Origin of the sequence: Halomonas sp. TG39a (assembly GCF_000744395.1) — a bacterium.
GTDB lineage: Bacteria > Pseudomonadota > Gammaproteobacteria > Pseudomonadales > Halomonadaceae > Vreelandella > Vreelandella ventosae_B.
On record NZ_JQLV01000001.1, the window covers coordinates 1,600,178 to 1,622,475 of the forward strand.

The following is a 22,298-nucleotide window of genomic DNA, read 5'->3' on the forward strand; positions in this document are numbered from 1 at the left end:
ACTGATAGACCGCACCTTGCTCCAATACAACCTAATTCTTTGTTTCTATAGGGTTAAGCTTATTTGTTAGCTTTGACTAAAGTTATTTTTTTGTCCGATAATTGAACCGCGCAATATTCTACGCTGGCTTTTAAGCGGCTATTTGCCTCCCAGAACGCCCCAAAAGCGCTGATTTTGCAAGTATTGCTCTGGTGTGACTGGCTGGTCTGGATGTCATCAGCCTCTTTTAATCGGCTTCGAGCTAAATATGCGTTCTTCCAGTTGGCTGGGCAACACCCTCTGTGTTGCCCAGCGCTGTTTGAGCCACGTTATTCGGTGCCCGAACTGCTCTCTTCCGGCTCTAACTGCCCATGCCGCTGCATCCAGCGCATCACGATCCAGCACAGCGCTGCCCAGCTCGCCCCGGCCGTCCAGCCCGCAAGCACATCGGTCGGCCAATGAACTCCAAGGTAAACGCGGCTTATGCCCACCAGCAGGGTCAACAATATCGCCAGTATCAAAAGGTAAGCCTTTAGCCTCAGCGCGGGCTGTACGCGGATGAGCAGCGCGGCCAGGGTGAGGTAGGTCACGGCAGACATCATTGAGTGGCCGCTGGGAAAGCTCGCGGTGTAGACCATAGCTTCATGAGGCACGAGATCTGGGCGAGGGCGGTCAAAGCCTAGCTTCATCACGGTGCTGAGTAGTATGCCGCCGGGCACCGCGATTGAGGCAAAGAGAGCCGCGCGATAGTATCTGGCAAGTAACAGGTAGCCCAGGGCGCCCAATGTGATGAGTACTAGCACGCCGACACCGCCCAGTGCGGTGAAGTCCCGGCCCATTTCCTCAACCCAGCCCGGCCCGATTGGGTCGCTAAGATCTGCGGGGTTGCGAAGGGCGAGCAGTAGGCTCTCATCAATGCTATGGGTGTCCCCCTCGATAACTTCGTCGGCCAGCGCGACGAACCCCCAAATCCCACCGGAAAGTACCGCGACGCATAGCAGCATCGCTAGTTCGTAGCGGCCGAGCCGAGCCAGTAGGGAAAAGCTTTGGCGCCCAACTTGGCCAAGTTTTCCATGGTGCTTCATTGGCAACTCCTTTGCTTTGATAAGTGATACGCAACGTCGGTTATGACGGCTTATTGTGCCTGCGTTATCAATAGCGCGGAAAACCGCTTACTTCTAGGGCTTGTTGACGTTTTATAGGAGACGTTTGGCAGGATAGTCAGACATTGTCGCCGAAGATCTTGCGCCAGTCGCGGGGGCTGACCTGATGGCGCTGCCTGAAATGTTGCCAAAACGAAGTTGCCGTGTGGCATTCGCGATTTTGGCTTCATCCTTGGGAGCGGCGTTGCCGCCAAGCTTATTGTGTTCACTGCCTATAAATGAAGGTGGTATAAAAGGCTAATTTCCAGCGATGGCAGCAATCATTATCTGGAAGCGTTGACGCTAAGAAGATTTTGAAAATCTGCGCGTAGAGTGGGTGAAGGTAAGCGCAGATTATTGCTCTAGATGCACCTGGTTGGAGGGCTGATTTCGACCCAATCCGGATATCGGTGAGACCAGACGGCCACTACTGCGGCAGTAGATCGAGACAACTGGTATTGCCGGACACGGCCAAGAAATTGATAGCCTCCGCGATCACAGCACTCGCACCATCGCCGCATAATCACTCCGAGCCTGCAGGCTCAGCGCTCGTCCCGATCTACCTGACATCACCAACCCAGCTCTCGTTGCCCGTAAATTTTGCGACAGCCTAACAGGTGCTTTAGCGTGGCTTGATGATGTCAGATGCTGCGAGGCGTCGGTCAGCCTCATCGATTAGCGCATCGAATGTCGCCAAAACAATATTGCGTAGCCACCGGGTGGCGGGGTCACCATCAAGTTCTGATTTCCACATCACCCGAAAAGACACGTCAGGCAAGGGTTCGGGAGGCTCAAATACCTGAATATCTTCACCCTGAGCGCCTCCCAATAGACACAGCGCGACAAAATTACCCAGCATGTCGGTATTGTTCAAGACCGCACCAATGCCTGACCAACTGGCAGCGTGTAACCCAATCCGGCGTTTCAGACCTAAGCTGTCGAACCGCTCTTCTACGGTTCCATGTGTTGCACCTGGAGCGCGCACAACGACATGAGGCCAACTCATCCAACTTTCCGTTGTCCAGTCATTTGAAGCTGGGTGTCCATGACGAGCGAAGACATAGCGTTTTAATGGGGGGAGAGCCTTAGCCTTCAATCCTGCCGGGAGAGGGAAGTTTGCGTTCCCAAAAGCAATGTCTATTTCGCCACTTACGATCTGACCCATGGTCTCCTTTGACAGGGGCTGCCATGCAAGGCCGGACTCTGGTGCTTCTCTGTGCATCCTTCTGACAACTTCTGTGGCCACAATGTCCAAGCCGGGGCCGGCTATTTTGAAAATACGTGTGCTTTTCGAGGGATTAAATTCTGCTGGCGGCTGCACGGCGCGTTCAATCCGGGCGAGGATCGGCTGTATCTCTTGGTAAAGTGCGAGAGCCCTTGGACTGGGCTGCATAATTCCACCAACACGAACCAAAAGCGGATCACCAAGCTGGTCGCGCAACCGACCTAAAGCATGGCTGACTGCCGAAGGCGTCCGGCCGAGTTGTTCTGCGGCCCGATTGACACTGCCCTCATCCATCAACACACGGAAGACCAAAAGCAGGTTAAGGTCCAGGTTTCTAATCTGAATTTCATTCATGCTAAATGAATACTATTTGCTTTTATGACACGGAATTCCCAGCATAATGGCCCCGTATCGGTCAAAGATCAATATACAGCTGAAAGGAATTCACGATGGCACTCTCGTTACCAAACGCAAAGACTCTATTTGTTGATACTGGCCCAAGACTGGTGCTTGGAGGCATCTTCCTGACCGGCGCAATTGATGGGTTTTGGTACATATTCACTGGATCGCACCTCATCCACCCACCGACATCAGTAGATGGTCTGGCTTTTGAAGCCGCTCTCAAAGAGGTTGGATTTTTCTGGCCCTTGATGAAAGTTATCGAACTGATCGGCGCTTCGTTGTTGCTGAGCAATCGAGCGCCTGCACTAGGGTTGGCATTGCTTGCGCCTGTGATGGCGGTGATTGTGGCGTTTCATGTGGTGTTGAATCCCGCCGGACTGCCGCTCGCTGCCATCTTGGTGGCAACCGGCGGAATGACCCTTTGGGCCCAGTTTGAGCGTTTCAAACCGCTGACAGCTTCTGGAACACCTAAGCATCCAACCAACGACGCCGACGGCCAGTATACGTGACCGGGAGAACTTCTATCTGGGACCTGAAGATGTGGCCTGCCATAGCTTCAGGCTCTTATACCCAGACGACTAAAACCGTGAGGCGATCCTCGGCGTAGGGATACCCAAGAACGTAATCGCCAAGCGCCGCAAAGACTGCAGTCGTCGGTGTCCGACCTGCTATTTTCCGTCTCTACCTGCCCATGCCGCTTCATCCAGCGCTGCCCAGCTCACCTCGGCCGTCCAGTTGGCAAGCACATCGGTCGGCCAATGAACCCCAAGGTAAACTCGGCTTATAGCCACCGGCAGGGAAAAGCTTTTGCACCCAACTTGTCCAAGTTTTCCATGGTGCTTCATTTGCAACTCCTTTGCTTTGAGAAGGGGTACGCAGCGTCAATTCTGACGTTTTGACACGAGAAGTTTGGCAGGATAGTCAGGCATTGTCGCCGAAGGTCTTGCCCCAGTCGCGAGGGCTGACCTGATGGTGCTGCCTGAAATGTTGCCAAAACGAAGTTGCCGTGTGGCATTCGGGAACCAGGGCATCCCTATAGGATTCATGCAACCATTTGATAACAAGCATAATTCATAACCTACGTTAGGTTAGTGAGGTCGGCAAATGTTTTAGAATGACGCTAATAAACCATTTGCCTGAGGGGTAACAGAGTGTCTCTCATCGATACAGTAGTGATGCGGGGCCTTAGTACTCAAGGTGCGCTGTCTCAGGAAGACAAAGCGCTATTGCTGGGTCTTGAACTCAGCCCTAGATACATGTCAGCTAGTGAGGTGCTCTGGCAAGAGAGCGAGGATGCTGATCTGTTCTGCGTGGTCAAGGAGGGCTGGGCATACTCCTATCGTAACTTGAAAAATGGTTCAAAGCAGATCCTCAAGTTCTACCTTCCTGGCGATATAATAGGTATTCGTGATTTTGGCTTCACCCGCCGCCTGGCAAGTGCGGCAATGATTAATAAAGGTGTGATCTGTCCTTTCTCCTATCAGCAGCTTTTTGAGCTCTTTGGGCGTTCAAGCCTAGCTGCCGGTATCGTGGCCACAGCAACGCGTCAGCAGGCGCAACTCTCCGAGCGGCTGATCTACCTCGGCAAGTATTCAGCCCACGAGCAACTGGCGCACTTTCTCTACGAAATTTATCTGCGACTCAAGCGGATCAAGGCTGTTAGGGATAATAGCTTCTTCATGCCGCTCACGCAGGAGCTGATTAGCGATGCGCTGGGGATGAGCCCGGTACACGTAAGCCGGACTTTCTCGATGCTGCGTGATGAGGGGCTGGTGATCCGAAACCGCCAGCACGTGAAGCTGCCCGACCCCGAAGCGTTGGCGCGGTTAGTCGAATTCAATGATAGCTATATCGATGAATTCCTACCTCCCTCGTTTTCTGAACTTTTAAAAGCGAGCCCGTAAAGCGCTGGTAGCCTCTATTGGCTGATCAAGCCCCCACCAAAGCCCCAGCTTCCACGAGAAGCTGGTTTCACCAAAAGCTACTTTTCCTCTATCACTTCCTCGACCCATTCCACCCAGGTTTCGGTAAGGCGTTGTCCAAGTCGCAATGTGTGCCAGGGCGCACGCTGGGCTGGTTCCCTCGCATCGGGGCGCTGAATCGTCGTTCAGCTGGATATATGGTGATAGTTAAAAGCAAGCTTGATAGCTAGAGCCGCTTAGCTTCTAACAGAGCATTCCAATCATTGTTGAGCTTATGCTAACTTAGCATTAACAACCTGTGAGGTAGCTTTCCATGTCTATTGAAATCTGGTTCGCCTTTGCTCTTGCGTCCGTGGCGTTGCTCGCCATCCCCGGGCCAACGATTTTGACCGTGGTTAGCTACTCCATTGCTCAAGGTAGGCGCGCCAATATTCCGCTTGTCGCTGCGGTGGCATTGGGTGACTCAACGGCGCTGCTCTTTTCACTGCTTGGCCTGGGAGCGGTGTTAGCCACCTCGGCATTTTGGTTCACCGTGATCAAGTGGATCGGCGGTTTATACCTTCTCTATATGGGCATCAAGCTGTTGCGTGCCGGTATATCGTCGGTGCAGCCAGTAACACCGGCGGTATCGGGTTCGCGCTGGAAGCTTTTCACCAATACCTATCTCGTTACTGCGCTCAACCCGAAGGGCATTATCTTCTTCGTCGCCTTTTTGCCGCAATTCGTCAGCCCGAATGCCGATGCTGGGCAACAACTGTGGATACTTGCGATCACGTTTGTGGTGTTGGCAACGCTGAATGCCACTCTCTACGCCGTATTCGCAACGTCGGTGCGTAAGATGCTGGCATCGCGTCGTGCCCAGCGTCGCTTCAACTTGGTTGGCGGAACGTTACTCTCTTCAGCGGGTGTCTGGGCGCTGCTTGCCAAGCGGCCTGCGTAAGCAAAGGCCGCTAAATTTGATGATGGAAATGCTGAGCCTAGCGGGAGACAACTGTGAGTGAAACCCTTAAAGAACTGCTAACGGAACTTGAGCAATTTGGCCAACAAAACGATGCTGCCATTTCTGAACGCCCAAGACGAATGCTCAATATTACTCGTGATACGGGTGAGTTTTTATCGGTACTTGTTCAAGCAACCAATGCCCAGCGAGTGCTGGAAATTGGCACCTCGAATGGGTACTCCACCTTGTGGCTGGCCCAGGCAGTTCAGAGGGTTGGTGGGCAAGTTACCACTGTTGAGCTTTCCGAATACAAGCTTGAGATGGCCGCGAGAAATTTTGAGCGCTCCGGCCTCTCTAAGGTCATCACTCAGCAGCGAGGGGAAGCAGGAGGGCTTCTTGAAAGCCTGGACGATGCCTGTTTCGATCTGCTCTTTTTAGACTCAAAACGCTCTGATTATGTGCAGTGGTGGCCGAATATCCAGCGAGTTTTATGCAAGGGCGGGCTGCTTGTGGTTGATAACGCCACTTCCCATGCAGATGAAATGGCTGATTTTATGGCGCTGGTATCGGCAGACCCCGATTTCACCACGTGCACTGTACCTGTCGGCAATGGCGAGTTTCTGGCAACGCGGTGCGATGGTTAGAGGGCGGCTCTTATCGTGGCTTGGCTTAACCAGGATGAGCGGGAGAGAACACTATGTTTCCAGTATCAATAAAAGGTGTTTTGGTCTTGCCATCTGATGAGGTGGTGCTGGCGCTCAATGACCGCGATGAGTGGGAGCTGCCCGGTGGACGCATTGAGATTGGAGAGAGCTCTACCGAGTGCCTGATTAGAGAGTTTAAAGAAGAGCTTGCTATAGATGTTGAGGCAAACGGCCTTATTGATACCTATCTCTTTGAGGTGATTCCGAGCAAACATGTATTCATCGTCACTTATAGCTGCTGCTTAATTGGGCGGTTTAACCCTGTAGTGAGTCACGAGCACAGCAATATTGAAACGTTTCCAGTCAATGAATTGCCAGATAATTTGCCCATAGGCTATGCGAAAGCTATTCAAAAGTCGTTTTCGATGAACGTAAACCGTCAGAATATAAATGGAATAAACCATGATCAGAGATGCCGCAAAGGGTGATTCGGAAGCCATAGCGCACATTTATAACTACTACATCGAAAATACCGCTATTTCATTTGAAGAAAAGCCAGTATTGGGTTCAGACATCCAAGGCCGGATTGAAAACGTCCAGGGGGCAGGTTTGCCTTGGTTGGTGGCAGTGGAAGATGGTGCTGTGGTGGGCTATGCCTACGCGACAAAATGGAAAGAGAGAAGCGCTTATCGATTTTCAGTCGAAGTCAGCGTCTACCTTTCCAACCAGGCGCATGGTAGGGGCTTGGGTGCAAAGCTGTACGAAACACTCTTTACCAAGCTCAAAGAGAGCGGGATTTATGCGGTGATGGGCGGCATCACGCTTCCCAACCCTGCCAGCGTTGCACTGCATGAAAAAATGGGCATGAAAAAAGTGGCCCATTTTGAAATGGTAGGGTTTAAGTTCGATCAGTGGCACGACGTTGGCTATTGGCAGCTAAATCTGAATGCCTAATTGTCACTCAACACATTAAGGCCAGCTTCAAAGATAAACTTAGGCGACGTAATGATATTCGCTGCTTTTTTCGATATTTTTATTTATTGTTATTTATATCAAGCTTTTATCTTAATAGTCGATAGCTGGCTAATCTAATTTATTGCCCTATTGGTTTGTTAAGCAATTGATTTATATCAAGCTGGAACCATCGCCACCATCTGAAAAGTAAATTAATAAATTGACCTGGATCAATATATTGAAATTAACGTTTTTGAAAGCTAAATGTCGGGTTACTGCTGCCGATAATTTATAGCACTTACCTATAACAAGTAGTTAGCTTGCTTGTTATGGAGTAACACCCTCCCCGTGGCTGGAATCATTCGTTAACGATTGATTCTCTACATAAGAGTAGACAATGCATAACCTATTGAAAAACCTATCCGTTAAGGCAGGCTTAACGGCTGTTCTGGGCTTGTTTACAGCCTTGATCCTCCTTGTCGCGGCTTTGGGCTACCAATCCAGCACTCTGGGAGCGAGTTCGATAGATGAACTTAACCGTATTAACGTTGAGCAACTGAACGCGCTTAACCGTGCGCAAGTGAATATCGCTGACACTCAGCTGTTTTTCCTTAATCATCTCGACGCATTGAACGAAGGGGAGCAGGCGCTGGCAGAAGCCCATCTTGAAAAAGCAGGCCAAATGCTGCAAACGGCGCAGCAGCGTTTTGAAGCATTTGTAGCGGCACCAAAGTCTGAGCAAGGAAAGCCCTTTGCAGATGCGATAGAAGCCGCCTTTACTCAACTTGTATCACGCGGTATAGAACCACAATATCAGGCCCTACTGAGCAATAATGAAAGTGCCTTTCGTACAGCCAAACGTGAAGGTGACCAGCTCAACCTAGCCTATATCCAGGCGAATGTAGCCTTCAATGACTATGCCAGTACACGTGGTCAAAATTTGATGGCCGATTATCAATCGACCATGACAACATCTGGTTATATAGGATTGGCTGCATTGCTTCTGGTTTTTCTTTGTGTCGCTTTCGTTCGAATGGGGATGATGCGAGTTGTCATTCGTCCTATTGAGGAAGCCGTCCATCACTTTGAGCGCATTGCCCAAGGTGACTTGTCGCATAAAATCGCAGACCGGGGACGAAACGAAATTGGCCAACTGTTCGCGGCTATGAAATATATGCAGACAGGTCTTTCACAAACTGTCTCATCCGTGCGTGATAGCAGTGGTTCCATCCATATTGGCGCGAGAGAAATTTCCGGAGGCAATGCCGATCTCTCCTCCCGTACAGAGCAACAGGCCGCTTCACTACAAGAGACAGCTGCCAGCATGGAACAGCTCACCGCCACCGTGAAGCAAAACTCAGATAATGCGCGGCAGGGCAGCACCCTAGCGAGTGATGCGTCTACAACGGCAGCACGTGGTGGTGAAGCCGTAGGCGAAGTAGTTGCGACAATGCATGGTATAGCGGAAAGCTCTAAAAAGATTAGCGACATCATTGGTGTGATCGATTCGATTGCCTTCCAGACTAATATTCTGGCACTTAATGCGTCTGTTGAGGCTGCCCGTGCGGGTGAGCAAGGACGCGGCTTCGCCGTAGTAGCCACTGAAGTACGCAATTTGGCAAGTCGTAGCGCTGATGCGTCTAAGGAGATTAGAGCATTAATTGAAACATCAGCGGGCCAGGTTCAGCAGGGCTCTAACCTTGTAGAGGGGGCTGGCCGAACAATGGAAGATATAATGGCTTCCGTGAAGCGTGTTGCCGATATTATGGATGAAATCTCCGCTGCTTCCTCGGAGCAAAGTGATGGTATTGAGCAGGTCAATCAAGCCGTTTCGCAGATGGATGAGGTGACACAGCAGAACGCAGCCCTAGTACAAGAAGCTGCTACAGCAGCAGCTTCACTCGAAGAGCAAGCAGCCCAACTTGAATCGGCTGTGGCTACCTTCAAATTGGCTGATGGCGAGAACCGTGGGTCTCTGCCCATCGGCAATTCTGCACCCAAGGCAGTGCCTTCTATAAAACAGGCTCGGCCTGCAAGAGGGAGGGCGCCCAGCTCCAAAGTAGCAGAAGTCGAGTGGGAAGCGTTTTGAATAGGCGCTCATTTCAGGAGTAGATTATTATTCAATCGTGTTTTAAACCCGGCCAAAACGGCCGGGTTTTGCTTTCTGAAAATAGTAGTCTCCAAGGCAGTGAGTGCCTGATTACTAGCTTGAAATATCATGTAAAACAAACGAGCGTGTTTTAACGCCACATTTTTATAAATGGCTGCTCCTAGCCCAATTAGAAACTTTCCTCCATATTAACAACAGGCCAGACAACAAGCGCTGAAGTAGATGCGTTATCTACTAAATTAGCTTTACTAATAAAGCGAGAGGATTGCACCAATGACAGGGACAAATAAACCATCAACGATAGCATTGCTGAGTGATAATCGGGTAAAGGTACTCTTGGTCATCGCGGTTATTGCGGTGGTCTGGGCCATCGTGGCGCACACCATTGCAGGGGCGCGGGGAGACAGTATGGAAGCGCTCGAAGCGCAGCTGGCTGAAACTGAGCGAGAGCATCAACAGATTCAGGCGGAGATGTCTGAGGTTGAAGCCGCGGAGCTTGATTTAGCAACACTGCAGCAGAGAATGAGCGCCCTTGAGGTTGAGCAAGCTGATGCTGAAGCCGAGCTAGCTTCAACCCGATCAGACATTGCCCACGCTGAAGAAGATTTGAATGCTTTACAGGGCGAGCGTGAAACCCGTGAAGAAGAAGTAGAGACCCTCAATGAGCAGGTCGACAAACGGCAGAGCAGCCTTGAAGAGCTGAATGAGACCTACGCCGAGGTAGAAAAAGAGAAAGAAGAGGCCGAGGCCGCCCGTGATGCCGCTCAACAGTCTCGTCAAGACGCAGAAGACGCTCGCAGCGAGGCTGAAGCAGATCTTGAAGCGCTCAACACAGAGATTGAAGAGGCCGAAGCCGCCAGCGATACCGCGCAACAGGCTCGTCAAGAGGCAGAAGATGCCCGCAGTCAGGTTGAAGCTGACCTGGAAGCGCTAAATACTCAGATTGAAGAGGCCAATAACCAACTTTCAGCGGTCGGTGATCGGGTAAGTGAGTTAGAAACAACGCGTGATGCGCTCACCGTTGAAATCACTTCGCTCGAAGTGATGCGCGACGAAGCGCAAACGCCTGAGTGATTTACAGCCTTAACGCATAACATCTTGCAGCACAGCGATATAGGCGTGCCTCCCCGCTACTGGAACGGGGAGGTCATCGACGGTATCTACCGCCCCATAAGGTGCGGAAGGCTCGTTATAGCTTAGTACTGAGTTGGATCATGACCGCCTGTTTGTAGCCTACGATAACGACCGGCACCTTGGGCTGGGTAGCGTTGATGAACGCGACGAGCGCCACGCCTGCGAAGCGCCTTACACTCTACTGCACATTTCTTAATCCAGGCGATACTATCCGATGCATCGGCGATTTCTGTTACCTCTTTTTCTTTTGATGTTGCTGGCCTCTTTGGCAGGCTGCGGGGAAACGCCCACCGGGCGCTCCCAATTGGCGTTAGTACCGAACGCGTTAATGGCTGACATGGGGGAAGATGCCTTTAATCAGCTGCGCAATAGCCAGCCGATCAATCGCGATACGCAGGCTAATCAATTAGTGCAGTGCGTGGCCGAAAAAGTGGTGGCTGGCGCTAAGGCGAGCTACCCAGGGCTCGCTTTCCCTGAACGCTGGGAAGTGGTGGTATTTGAGGATGCTTCCCCCAATGCGTTTGCTCTGCCGGGTGGACGCATCGGGGTGCATAGCGGGCTACTGCGGGTGGCCGAGACGCCAGCCCAGCTAGCGGCGGTGATTGGGCACGAGGTGGGGCATGTGTTGGCGGATCATGGCAATGAGCGGCTTACCCAGCAGCTTGGCATTAAAGCCGTGTTATTGGTGGTGGGGTTATTAGGGGAAGAGGAATTTGGCAACCAGCAATTGATGCAGGCCTTGGGTATCGGTGCCCAGTTGGGGATTAGCCTGCCTTTCAGCCGCACCCATGAGGAGGAGGCCGATTTGATGGGCTTGGAAATTATGGCCCGTGCGGGGTTTGACCCGCAGCAGAGCGTGACCCTGTGGCGCAACATGGCTGCTAGCGGTGGTGGTCAGCCCCCTGAATTTCTTTCTACGCATCCTGCCCATGAATCGCGCATTCGGGCATTACAGCAAGGGCTGGAAAAGGCCACGGCCAGCTATCGTACGGTTACGCCTGCTGAATGTTGAGGTGAGTGGCATCGCGTTATTGATAAAATAAGAAAAATTGCCACGTGACGTCGGGAGTGTGTGGGGCTGTGCCATTACAGAAACAACAGTATCAGGTGCATGGGTTAACGGGGCAGTTTTGCGATGCCAGCCGTGAGTTGATGTATCGCCGCTCTATCCAGGAAAGCGTGCGGCTTGAGTTTAGCTTTGCTGTGAGCGTTGCGGCATGTGTCTTTGGCATGTTCGCGATTGCGGATTACTACCTGCTGGGCCTTACCAGGGAGTTCTATCTGCTGCTTACCATGCGAATAGTGGTGGTGAGCATTTGCCTGTTGGTGGCACTCGTTGTGCGGCGCTGGGGTGGCAATGATTACCGTGCTTGGTTGCACGCCTTACCGCTGTGGGTATTTGCCACGGGCATTATATTGATTGTCCCCCTACGACCCGAAAGCCTCCCCACTCAAATCACCGCGGTGGTGGTGGCTACCATGGCGTTTTATCTTCTGATTCCCAATCCGCTAACAGTCGTGACAGCGGCCAGCCTCTATTTAAATATTGGCTTTTTAGTGGCTGCGGTACTGTTTGCGGGGCTTAGCCCGATAGCGACGCTGCTGGTCGCACTGTTGCTGATTATGGGCAGCGTTGTAGGGTTTTTCGCCCTGCTGCGCTTGGAATGCCTGCAACGTAAGCAATATGCACTGCTTCAAGAAGAGCGAGAGAATAACCACCAATTACACAAAGAGATCGCGCACCGAAAATCACTGGAAGAACAGCTGAGGGTAGTCGCTGAGCAGGACGCGCTGACCAGCCTGAATAATCGCGGCCATTTTATAAAACTGGCTAAAGATCTGTTGCAGCACTCGCAATCCCACAAGGTGCCATTTAGCCTGTTTATGATCGATGTGGATCACTTCAAACACATTAACGACACCTGGGGGCATAGCCACGGGGATTGGGTGCTAACCAAAATTGCCGAAGTCTGTGCCGAGTCGCTGCGCCCAACGGATGTGATAGGACGTTTTGGTGGTGAAGAGTTTGTCGTTGCATTGCCGGACACCAGCTCGCACGATGCGCAAATGGTAGCAGAGCGTTTGAAAAAGAAGGTGGCTGAACTTTCGTTAACAGAAGAGATGGGCAAACTGCGCCCCAGCGTCACCGTTGGCGTTGCGGCTACCGATTCAGAGGAAGCCGATCTGGAGTCTTTAATTAAACGAGCGGATGAGATGCTTTATGTTGGCAAGCGCGCTGGGAGGAACCAAGTCGTCGTCTGCAGCGATGTCGTCGAAGCACCAGATTCACCCGTTGGCAGCAAGTAGCGCTTTCCTATGCCCCCATCACTGCTGCTAATGCTCGCCGACACCCTTCTAATTCTCCACGTGCTGTTTGTGGCCTTCGTGGTGTTAGGCCTGGTCGCCATTTACGCAGGCTATTTCTTCAACTGGCGGTGGGTTCGCAATAAAACCTTCCGCATCGTACATCTTTGCGCCATTGGCTATGTGGTGGTTCAGGCTTGGCTCGGGGTGGTTTGCCCGTTAACCACCTGGGAAATGGCGCTGAGGGCGGAGGCGGGCGCCGCTACTTATTCGGGCTCGTTTATTCAGTACTGGCTGCATAGCCTGCTCTATTTCACTTTGCCGGAGTGGGTGTTTGTGGTGGTGTACACGCTATTCGGTAGCCTGGTGTTGGCCAGTTGGTTTGTGGTGAAGCCTCGTCAGCACTCTTCCTAGAAGATGGGCGTGTACTAAACTTTGCGTATCATACTGTGCTTGGGAGCGAACCCATGCGGCACCTATACCTAATGCGGCACGCCAAAGCTAAACAGCCCAGTGGCGACATGACCGACCACCAACGGCCGTTGCGAAAGCGTGGTAAACGTCAGGCAGCGGCTATGGCGCATGTACTTCAGCACTGGCAAGCGTTAGAAGGGGGGATTTACGTCAGTACAGCGGCTCGCACGCGGGAAACCTTCGACAAGATCGCAGGCCAACTGCCTGATCATACCCTGGTCAACCAGGTTCACTTTGATGAAGACCTTTATACGTTCGATGGTGGCGGGCTGCAGGCCTGGGTCGAATCGTTGCCAAACGAAGCCGAAAGAGTCCTGGTGATTGGGCATAACCCGGCGCTGCATGATCTGGCTCGTTGGCTCGACCAGACAGCGCCGCATTCGCTGCCCACCGGGAGTGTGCTGCATTTCACGCTGTCCGGCTCTTCTTGGAAAAGCGTGGGGCATAACGGAGCCAAACTGGCAGGGTGCCTGACCCCGGAAACGGCCAGCTATCCTCTTTTTCAGCGCCTTGCCCCCCAACCACCCAAACGCAATAACGACACCGCCAGCCGCATGCGTGACATGCTGGAGCACCAGTATCAGATGATCCGTGCCTTGGAAGCCGGTGTCATCGCAGGCATTGATCCTGAGTTCCTGCACCAGTACCGGGTTAATCTGCGTCGTAGCCGGGCAGTGGGTGAATCCGTGCGCGCCATTACCCGAGTGCCTGGCCTGAAAAAGATGCTTAAGCGGCTCAAGCAACGTGCCCAGGCTACCAGTGACCTGCGTGATATTGATGTGTTTCTGGAGGATATAGCCAAGACGCCCCCGCCGCTCACTTCTGGTAGTCGCCAGGGATTGATGCAGTGGCTCCAGGCTTGCCAGCGGGAGCGCCACCAGGCGCTATGTCAGCAGTTAAATGCACCGGCTTATGCTGAGGAGATGGAGGCATGGCAGTACTTTATCGCTTCCGATGACGTTGGTAAGGCACTTTCGAAACTGACGCCAAAGCGTATCCGTACGGTACTGAATGAGCGTATCGCACGCCACGATGAAGACCAGGCGGCACTCTCGCTGGATACCCATGACACCGGGTTCCATGAACTGCGGAAGGGCGTGAAGCGGATTCGTTACCTGGCTGATCTGAATCCAGAGACCCCTGAGCCGTTTCTATCTCAATTGAAGCACCGCCAGCGCCTGCTCGGCGAGTATCAAGACCTGTGTTCCCGTCAGGCCTGGCTGGATGCCTTTGGCGCAAGCCCCGATAACGACCCGCAGCAACAGCAGGAGTGTGTTCAGTGGCGTGATTCGTTAGAGAAGCCGAAGCTTGTGCTGCGCAAAGAAGTATTGGCGTTGGAACCTATGGCCAACGTGTCCCCGTAACAACGTAATCAGGTAGCCTTGCCGCCAATCGTTACGCGATATATGATTCGTATATGTTTCATATTCGTTTCATATATTAGGTGGTGTGATGGGTATCGTTAAGATCAATGACCAGTTGCATGAGGATATTCGCAAGGCAAGCACTGTCATGGTGCGCTCAATCAATGCCCAGGCAGAGTACTGGATAAAGGTGGGCATGCTGGCTGAGGCCAATCCGGGCATGACCTTCTCTGACATCATGCGTGAGCAAATGAAGCAAGCCGACGTTGAAGTAAGGAAGGTGGCCGGTGAGTGAGCTGACGTTAAAAAGCGAGGAGGAGTTGCGTTTGATGCGGGAAGCAGGACGGCTACTCGGATTGGTGTTCAGTCATCTCGACCATCGGATAGCGCCCGGCGTATCCACCATGGCTATTAACGATTGGGCCGAGCGTTATATCGTCGATCAATTGCAGGCTCGCCCGGCCAGTAAGGGGCAATACGGTTACCAGTACGTATTGAATGCCTCAGTCAACCACGTGGTGTGCCATGGCATTCCATCCGACAAGCAAATACTCAAAACAGGCGATATCGTCAATGTCGACATTACCCTGGAGAAAGACGGCTTTATTGCTGACTCCAGCAAGATGTATCTGATTGGCGATGTGACTCCCTATGCCAAGCGCCTGGTCGATAAAACCTACGAGGCCATGTGGCAAGGAATACAAGCGGTTAAGCCCGGTGCCACGTTGGGTGATGTAGGCTATGCAATTCAGCAATATGCCGAAAAACACGGATACTCTGTCGTTCGTGAGTATTGTGGCCATGGCATTGGTCGCGAAATGCATGAAGAGCCGCAAGTGCTGCATTACGGGAAGAGAGGCAGAGGCCTGGCGTTGAAAGAAGGGATGGTGTTTACCATCGAGCCCATGATTAATCAGGGCAGGGCCAAAATAAAAACCAAGCGGGATGGCTGGACGGTAGTGACCAGTGACAAGAAATTGTCTGCTCAGTGGGAGCATACGGTAGCGGTCACAGCCTCTGGTGTCGAAGTGCTAACACTCCGCGATAACGAGTGCATCCCTACTGAGATTAACCAATAACGACCATGCTCCATCCTCCTTCGTTTAAGCGCCCTGTATGTTTAAGGATCGTAGCCTGAAATCGATCTGGCGAAGCACATCAGGTGCGTTAAGCTGAAATGGTGGGTGCTACATAGATAGGCATGCTTTCCCTTGCATGGAGTCTATGATTCACCTATTCCATATCGCTTAACAGCTAAATGAAAAGGATGTCTACGATGGCGAAAAAACCGACAGGTAAAGGTAAAGGCAATACGCCAGCGGGTGAGTCACTCGCCACTGTTTCATGCGGCACCGAAAAATTGCTATTGGCGGCCTTAGAGCGGGGCGGCAGTTGCCTTGAAACCGGGCGCTTTCTGATTAGCTATCGTGAGGGGCGGGTAGAAGAAGGCATTAAGTCGCTAAAAGCCCAGAAATTTCGCATCGCTGATGCGCGAGATTTCACCGATCAAGCCGTTAGTCTGGAAGATGCCGGAGATGCTGAGGCAATGGTATTTCCGGAGCTTGGAGTGGCACTGGTAGGCGGCGATGCCCTGCAGCAGCATGGCATGAGTGCGCTGGGTAAGGTCGCTGCGGATAGTCCCATCGAAATTATTGAGCCAGAGTATTTCGCCTTTTCTGAAAATTCTGAATATCTACGTGGTTTTTTGCGTGCAGCCAGCACCATCGCTCGTGATCTTGGCGTTGAGCTGGAGTTGGAAGAAGGCGAAGAGAACCTTGAAGAGGACGCCCTTCGGCCAACTTGGGGGCTAAAACGCTGTAAGGTGCCGCAAAGTAGCTGGAGTGGCGCGGGTATAAAAGTCGCCGTGCTGGATACCGGGATGGATCTTGGCCACCCGGATTTCGAGGGTAGGGAGTTCGTTACCCGCTCATTCATTGGGGAGCCGGTGCAGGATATCAACGGGCACGGTACTCACTGTATCGGCACGGCCTGTGGCCCCCAGGCGCCCGGTGAAAACACACAGCGTTACGGGATCGCGTATGAGGCGCAGGTCTTCGTCGGCAAGGTGCTGACCAACTCGGGCAGCAGTACCGGGGCGGGCGTTCTCGCTGGCCTGAACTGGGCCATCGCCAACCGCTGTGAGGTGATCTCGATGTCGCTTGGCAGCCAGAGCCCGGTGCAGGCCGCTTACACCCATGCTGGTGAAGCGGCACTGCGTAATGGGTGTCTCGTTATCGCTGCAGCGGGTAATTCAGCTACCAATACAGGGGCGCCTGCCAACTCGCCTACTGTAATGTCGGTGGCATCACTCGATCCGAACCTGAAGCCCTCCAGCTTTTCCAATCATGGCAAGATCGAGATTGCCGCGCCTGGGCGCGATATCTTCTCCTCATGGCCTCGGCCCACTCGCCATAAAACGATCAGTGGCACCAGCATGGCGGCGCCACATGTGGCAGGTTGCGCGGCACTGTGGGCGCAATCAGATGCCTCGCTGCGGGGCAGGAAACTTTGGGAGCAGCTGGTGGCTTCGGTGCAAGAGCTGCCGTTGCCTGAATCCGGCGTAGGAGCAGGGTTGGTGCAAGCGCCCTAATGTTAGACGACGCGCTGGGCAGGCGCTCCTTTCTGGTCGCCCAGTGCTCTTGCTATGGAGATATGCCAGATGCCAACGGTAGCGTTATGGTTGATCACTATTTCCAGCGATCAACCGATAAATGAAATGGCCACGCGCCTCAGCGCTGAAGGATTAACCATCCAGGAGGTGCTGGAGGAGATCGGCTGTATTACCGGCTCGGCTGACGATGCCACGGCGGAACGGCTGAAAAAGATCAAAGGCGTAGTGGATATAGCGCCTGATATGCAGATCGATATGGGGCCACCGGGCTCTGAGGAGACTTGGTAAGCTCGGTAAATATTTCACTGGGCTTGATGACGCGATGGTTTTAGTGGAGATGTGACATGGCAATACCCGCAAAGAACACTGTTTGCCTTTGGTACGATGGTGGTGCAGAAGAGGCAGCGCGCTTTTACGCTGATACCTTTCCTGATTCGTTTGTCAGGGCGGTTCATCACGCACCGGGAGACTTTCCATCGGGTAAGCAGGGGGATGTATTGACCGTCGAGTTTACCGTGTTGGGCATTCCGTGCCTTGGGCTCAACGGCGGGCCTGGGGTTGCGCATAATGAGTCGTTCTCTTTTCAGGTCTCAACGAATGACCAAGCCGAAACGGATCGCTATTGGAATGCCATTGTTAGTAATGGTGGCAAGGAAAGCGCCTGTGGCTGGTGCAAGGATAAATGGGGACTATCGTGGCAGATAACGCCTGCTGTGCTGATTAAGGCCGTTACCAATCCCGATCCTGCCGTCGCTAAGCGCGCATTCGACGCGATGATGCAGATGAGAAAAATCAACATCGCGGACATTGAGGCGGCGCTTCACGGTTGAGATAGGATTGGTTGACTCTTCGTTTAAAGTAATAAGATTTCGAAAATCGGCTTAACTTGGGCATTATGAGCATTGAAACTCAATATGTTACAATATGTAATCGCCCATTAGCCACGTCAGAAGATCCTGATCTCACCGGTGTTTCCCGGTAGGTGGTGGGTGGTGTAAAACTATCCAGTTCCGGAAACAGGTGATGATGAGAAAGCATGCGTCAATCCCCGCCGAATGGTGGGCCGATTTTCTTCTTAATCAATACTCACGGTCGCGCCGACTTGGCTACTTGCTGTCTGGCGTAGTGTTAGTGTTGTTACCCGTTTTCACCATTTTGGATGCGACTCTGGTCAGCTACTCTAATGGGGAGTTGATATGGAAACATATTCTCCTCCGCCTGCCCGCCGCTATTCTGGCGATTACTTTTTTGCTGCTCCATCGTAAGAAAGACCCAGGCTTTTGGGCTTATCCGCTATTGCTGATGTTGAACCTTTCAATAGTGGGAATGATGGCTGCCATGTTCGTATTGCACTATTCGGAGCAGGGCGGGCACCTTCTCTACATCACTCAGGGGCTAACCTTGGCCATCATTGCTGTGGCTACAGCGACCGTCTACGGTGTTAGAGATCTGGTTTTGATATACGGCTTGCCGCTTATGGCAGTAATCGCTTTCATTGTTTTTTCAGGTAGCCCGTTTCCAGATAACCTCATTCATTTGATCTTCATTCCCGCTGCGATGGGCATAGGCGTCGTCATTGCTACTATGCTTTACCAGGAACACCAGCGTACCTTTATTGCCAGCCAGCAACTTGAGCATAGTGCTTTGACCGATGCGCTGACCGGCTTGCCCAACCGGCGCTCGATGCAAACAGACTTGCAGGCAGAATGGAGCCGCTCTAAACGCGACGAACAGTGCTTTGCTGTGTTGATGACCGACTTGGATCACTTCAAGGCAGTTAATGACCAGTATGGCCATGAAGTGGGTGATGAAGTGCTCACCATTCTTGCTACTCGGTTCACCACTACGCTTCGCGGTGGTGATCGGGTTGCCCGCTGGGGTGGAGAGGAGTTTTTGCTACTGATTCCAAGTGCCACCGTTGAGAGCGCTATGGCCGTCGCCGAAAAGGTACGTCGAGCCGTTGCTGAGCCGACTTTTGCCACCTCAGCAGGCAACTTGGCGGTTACATTGAGCCTGGGTGTTGCGCTTCACCGCCAGACCGAGAGCATTGATGAAGTGATCAGCCGCGCCGACAAGGCGCTTTACCGTGCCAAGCTAGAAGGCCGCAACCGTGCGGTACTGGCAGGCGATTGATCGGGCACCGTGTTTTCTGCAATTGCTTCAAACTCATAACGCATCTAACACATCAAAGTGATCGCAGTAAGCTATATCCACGAGCTCGACTTGGATATGGCTAGTCTTTAACGCTGCGACAAAATCGTGTGCTTGTTGGCGGAAAGAGGGCGGATCATTTTCGGCGATCACCACTTGGCATGAGGGTAGTTTGCTGGAATCGGCAAATATAGGACTTAACGCAAGCGCTTGGGGTGGAGTGAGCTCCAGCGCTTCGTTAACGTAGGTATCCACCAATGGCGTGAGGTCATAAACGCCGCTAACCAGTATCAACTTATCAATGGGTATATCACCACTGGCGGCTACCCAGTAGGCTAGCTGGGCACCGGCGCTATGGCCGCCTAATACAATCGACCACACGCCACCGTTATCCGCGAGGGCGTCACATGCGGCCGCCATTCCCTCAATGCACTGGTTCACCATGGTATGAATGGAGGTTTCCGGTGCTAAACCGAAACCCAGGGAAGCGAAGGCCATACCACGGGCCAGGTAGCGTTCAGCCAGAAAGTCCGTCGCGGTATTATCCAGCTCCTGCCAGTAGCCGCCGTGAATAAATAGCATCAGCGGCCAGGGGCCCGCGGTACTTTCCGGGACGAACAGGTTGAGGCGGGCCGCCGGATCTTCACCGTAGCGCAGGGTAATCGGCTGGTGGCGTGCCACCAGGTCGATACCTAAAGCTGCCTGGCGCGTTAAAGTGGCTTCGTAATCCCGAGCGAAATGGCTCGGCGAGTAGGCGAGGTTCAGGGGTATTTCAGTCATAACATACCTCTATTAGGTAACAGCATCACGCACATGAAACTGCGGATCCTGGTACTCACCGTTTTCCATTACCGCGCGGAAGTGCTGAGCGGCCTGCCAAACATCTTCAAAACTGAGATACAGTGGGGTAAAACCAAAACGCATTAGGCCGGGTTCCCGGTAGTCGCCGATCACACCGCGGGCAATCAAGGCTTGAACGATAGCGTAGCCGTTTTGACTATCCACCAGTGATACCTGGCTGCCACGCTGACTGGCTGATGGGGTTATATCGTCAATATTATGAGTGGTAAAAATATCGCTTAAACACTCTCGAAATAGGTCGCTCATGGTCAGACTTTTTTCTCTCAGCGCCTGCATGTCCACCTCGCTCCATAGAGCGAGTGAGGCTTCCAGAGCGGCGTAGGCAAGTGCCGAATGGGTGCCAGTGCGAAAGCGGGAAATATCCCCTGCTGGGGTATAATCCGCTTCAAAAGCGAAGGGCGCTGCATGGCCGTGCCAGCCGGAAAGCGGCTGCCAACCTTTGTCTTGGTGATCGCTATGCACGTATAAAAAAGCTGGCGCGCCAGGGCCGCCGTTAAGGTACTTGTACGTACAGCCTACGGCGTAGCGAGCGCCGCAACCGTTTAGATCAATGGGCAGTGCGCCTGCGGAATGGGCCAAATCCCAGATGACTTCTGCGCCGTGGTCGTGCACCAGTTTCGTGGTGGTAGCCATATCGCGTAATTTGCCAGTACGGTAGTTAACTTGACTCAGTACCACCACGGCTACACCGTCGAGGTGTTCGGCCAAGTTGCCTCCTTCTGGCAGGAAGCGGTGCTCTGCGCCACTCACCCGGCAATAGCCTTGGGCGATGTAGCCATCGGTCGGGAAGTTGCCGCCTTCGCTAAGAACCGCCTGGCGACCCTCCTTGCCTTGGCCGAGGATATACCCCAGCAGCTTGAAGATATTTAGCGTGATATTGTCAGTGACGCTCACTTCACCGCGTTGCGCACCAATCACCGGGGCTAGTAGATTGCCCAAGCGTTCTGGGGCGTCGAACCAGCCCTGGTTCCAGCCTTTGATCAACTGGTCGCGCCACTGATCCAGAGTCTCATCGACCGCTTGTTTGGCGGCCTTCGGTTGGGCGCCTAGTGAGTTCCCATCAAGATAAAGCACGCCTTCGGGCAAGGCGAAATGGCCTTTAAAGTCTGCCAATGGGTCTTGGCGGTCACGCTTACGAACACTATCCAGGCTTACAGGCATATGGCTGCTCCGAAAAATTGTATGTCGCTGTTTTGAATATCATGACGGTAGTTCAACTGGGTGCGTAGTAGTGCGCCAAGTGCTTATATCGTCGTCCGAACACTCCACAGTTCCGGGAAGAATTGAAGATCCAGCGCTTTGACCAGATAATTCACCCCAGCCGTTCCCCCTGTGCCGCGTCTATAACCAATGATACGTTCGACTGTTTTCATGTGGCTGAATCGCCAGCGCTGAAAGTTGAATTCGACATCCACCAGTTTTTCAGCGAGCTCGTATAGATCCCAGTGCTGTTCGCTGTTGCGGTAGATTTCCGTCCAGACCGCTTCCACCTCGCTACTGGCGGTGTAGGGGATACTCCAATCGCGTTGGGTTTTGCTTTCCGGAATGCTGAAACCGCGTTTGGCAAGCAGCTGCAGTACGATATCGTAAAGACTGGGCGCGTGGAGGGATTCCTGAAGTTTTTGGTAGTGTTTGGGTTTTGATCGGTGAGCTTCGATTAGCTTGGCGTTCTTGTTACCCAACAGGAATTCCATTTCCCGATATTGATAGGACTGAAACCCAGAGCTTTGGCCAAGGCTGTCTCGGAAGCTGGCATAGTCGGCGGGGGTCATGGTGACCAACACTTCCCAGGCCTTGATAAGCTGTTCTTGAATTCTGGAAACCCGCGCTAGCATCTTGAAAGCAGGGCGCAGGTTATCTTCTTGAATATGCGCTGCGGCACCATGAGCTTCGTGAAGGCACAGTTTGATCCATAGCTCCGATACTTGATGGATAACGATAAAGAGTAATTCATCGTGTTCATCAGAAGCCGGATTTTGGCAAGCAAGCAAGGGTTCCAGATCCAGGTACTGACCGTAGCTAATATCCTGATCCCAATGAATGGCTTCATTATCGACGCTGTTTTCTTCAGGAGTCGTCAT

24 protein-coding genes are annotated in these 22,298 nt (G+C 52.7%); 18 read left to right on the top strand and 6 right to left on the bottom strand.

Going from position 1 to position 22,298, the window contains the following annotated elements:
• Positions 1–308: 308 nt before the first annotated feature.
• Together U738_RS06995 and U738_RS22650 are read right to left on the bottom strand one after the other, a co-directional pair.
• Positions 309–1,064 carry a phosphatase PAP2 family protein gene (locus U738_RS06995; protein WP_035578702.1) on the bottom strand — a complete coding sequence of 252 codons (756 nt, stop codon included), beginning with the start codon at positions 1,062–1,064 and terminating at the stop codon, positions 309–311.
• Positions 1,065–1,743: 679 nt separating this feature from the next.
• Complete coding sequence (locus tag U738_RS22650; protein WP_050713549.1) at positions 1,744–2,700, bottom strand: LysR family transcriptional regulator; 957 nt, start codon at positions 2,698–2,700, stop codon at positions 1,744–1,746.
• Positions 2,701–2,795: 95 nt separating this feature from the next.
• On the opposite strand from U738_RS22650, the gene U738_RS22655 reads away from it, so the two are divergent.
• Positions 2,796–3,257: a hypothetical protein gene (locus tag U738_RS22655; protein WP_050713548.1), complete on the top strand. Its 462-nt coding sequence runs from the start codon at positions 2,796–2,798 to the stop codon at positions 3,255–3,257.
• Positions 3,258–3,899: 642 nt separating this feature from the next.
• Positions 3,900–4,652 (top strand): Crp/Fnr family transcriptional regulator, encoded by a 753-nt coding sequence (locus tag U738_RS07010; RefSeq protein WP_035578705.1) that lies wholly within the window; start codon positions 3,900–3,902, stop codon positions 4,650–4,652.
• A 77-nt stretch (positions 4,653–4,729) separates the two neighbouring features.
• Here the strand turns inward: U738_RS07010 and U738_RS23705 are convergent, their stop codons facing one another.
• Positions 4,730–4,849, bottom strand: a complete 120-nt coding sequence (locus U738_RS23705; RefSeq protein ID WP_268746295.1) for a hypothetical protein — start codon at positions 4,847–4,849, stop codon at positions 4,730–4,732.
• Between the two features lie 134 nt (positions 4,850–4,983).
• Here U738_RS23705 and U738_RS07015 point away from each other — a divergent pair, with 134 nt between their 5' ends.
• From U738_RS07015 to U738_RS07090, 16 genes are all read left to right on the top strand, one after another.
• Entirely contained in the window at positions 4,984–5,610 is a 627-nt protein-coding gene (locus tag U738_RS07015) for a LysE family translocator (protein WP_035578708.1), read from the top strand.
• A gap of 53 nt (positions 5,611–5,663) precedes the next feature.
• A complete protein-coding gene (locus U738_RS07020) occupies positions 5,664–6,254 on the top strand; it encodes an O-methyltransferase (protein WP_035578710.1) in 591 nt (196 codons plus the stop codon).
• A gap of 53 nt (positions 6,255–6,307) precedes the next feature.
• Positions 6,308–6,742, top strand: a complete 435-nt coding sequence (locus tag U738_RS07025) for an NUDIX hydrolase (RefSeq protein ID WP_081899052.1) — start codon at positions 6,308–6,310, stop codon at positions 6,740–6,742.
• Positions 6,717–7,208, top strand: a complete 492-nt coding sequence (locus U738_RS07030; protein ID WP_035578712.1) for an arsinothricin resistance N-acetyltransferase ArsN1 family B — start codon at positions 6,717–6,719, stop codon at positions 7,206–7,208. The genes U738_RS07025 and U738_RS07030 overlap by 26 nt, the downstream gene beginning before the upstream one ends.
• A gap of 397 nt (positions 7,209–7,605) precedes the next feature.
• Entirely contained in the window at positions 7,606–9,297 is a 1,692-nt protein-coding gene (locus U738_RS07035) for a methyl-accepting chemotaxis protein (RefSeq protein WP_035578715.1), read from the top strand.
• A 294-nt stretch (positions 9,298–9,591) separates the two neighbouring features.
• Complete coding sequence (locus U738_RS07040) at positions 9,592–10,392, top strand: hypothetical protein (protein WP_035578718.1); 801 nt, start codon at positions 9,592–9,594, stop codon at positions 10,390–10,392.
• A gap of 274 nt (positions 10,393–10,666) precedes the next feature.
• Entirely contained in the window at positions 10,667–11,464 is a 798-nt protein-coding gene (locus U738_RS07045) for a M48 family metallopeptidase (RefSeq protein WP_035578720.1), read from the top strand.
• 68 nt (positions 11,465–11,532) lie between these two features.
• Complete coding sequence (locus U738_RS07050) at positions 11,533–12,759, top strand: GGDEF domain-containing protein (protein WP_035578723.1); 1,227 nt, start codon at positions 11,533–11,535, stop codon at positions 12,757–12,759.
• Between the two features lie 9 nt (positions 12,760–12,768).
• Entirely contained in the window at positions 12,769–13,170 is a 402-nt protein-coding gene (locus U738_RS07055; RefSeq protein ID WP_035578726.1) for a DUF2784 domain-containing protein, read from the top strand.
• Between the two features lie 53 nt (positions 13,171–13,223).
• Entirely contained in the window at positions 13,224–14,594 is a 1,371-nt protein-coding gene (locus U738_RS22660; protein ID WP_051912763.1) for a CHAD domain-containing protein, read from the top strand.
• A gap of 88 nt (positions 14,595–14,682) precedes the next feature.
• Positions 14,683–14,889 (top strand): ParD-like family protein, encoded by a 207-nt coding sequence (locus U738_RS07065; protein WP_035578729.1) that lies wholly within the window; start codon positions 14,683–14,685, stop codon positions 14,887–14,889.
• Complete coding sequence (gene map / locus U738_RS07070; RefSeq protein WP_035578731.1) at positions 14,882–15,673, top strand: type I methionyl aminopeptidase; 792 nt, start codon at positions 14,882–14,884, stop codon at positions 15,671–15,673. Before U738_RS07065 ends, map begins: the two co-directional genes overlap by 8 nt.
• Positions 15,674–15,870: 197 nt before the next feature.
• Positions 15,871–17,184 (top strand): S8 family serine peptidase, encoded by a 1,314-nt coding sequence (locus U738_RS07075; protein ID WP_035578734.1) that lies wholly within the window; start codon positions 15,871–15,873, stop codon positions 17,182–17,184.
• A 69-nt stretch (positions 17,185–17,253) separates the two neighbouring features.
• Complete coding sequence (locus U738_RS07080) at positions 17,254–17,493, top strand: hypothetical protein (RefSeq protein ID WP_035578737.1); 240 nt, start codon at positions 17,254–17,256, stop codon at positions 17,491–17,493.
• A gap of 56 nt (positions 17,494–17,549) precedes the next feature.
• On the top strand, positions 17,550–18,035 hold the full coding sequence (locus U738_RS07085; RefSeq protein WP_035578740.1) for a VOC family protein: 486 nt from the start codon (positions 17,550–17,552) through the stop codon (positions 18,033–18,035).
• A 193-nt stretch (positions 18,036–18,228) separates the two neighbouring features.
• A complete protein-coding gene (locus U738_RS07090) occupies positions 18,229–19,338 on the top strand; it encodes a GGDEF domain-containing protein (RefSeq protein WP_050713544.1) in 1,110 nt (369 codons plus the stop codon).
• A 33-nt stretch (positions 19,339–19,371) separates the two neighbouring features.
• Here the strand turns inward: U738_RS07090 and U738_RS07095 are convergent, their stop codons facing one another.
• The 3 genes from U738_RS07095 to kynA form a co-directional block, all read right to left on the bottom strand.
• Positions 19,372–20,136, bottom strand: a complete 765-nt coding sequence (locus U738_RS07095; RefSeq protein ID WP_035578747.1) for an alpha/beta hydrolase — start codon at positions 20,134–20,136, stop codon at positions 19,372–19,374.
• A gap of 12 nt (positions 20,137–20,148) precedes the next feature.
• Positions 20,149–21,378, bottom strand: coding sequence for a kynureninase (gene kynU / locus U738_RS07100; protein ID WP_035578749.1), 1,230 nt, complete (start codon positions 21,376–21,378; stop codon positions 20,149–20,151).
• 83 nt (positions 21,379–21,461) lie between these two features.
• Positions 21,462–22,298, bottom strand: coding sequence for a tryptophan 2,3-dioxygenase (kynA, locus tag U738_RS07105; protein ID WP_035578752.1), 837 nt, complete (start codon positions 22,296–22,298; stop codon positions 21,462–21,464).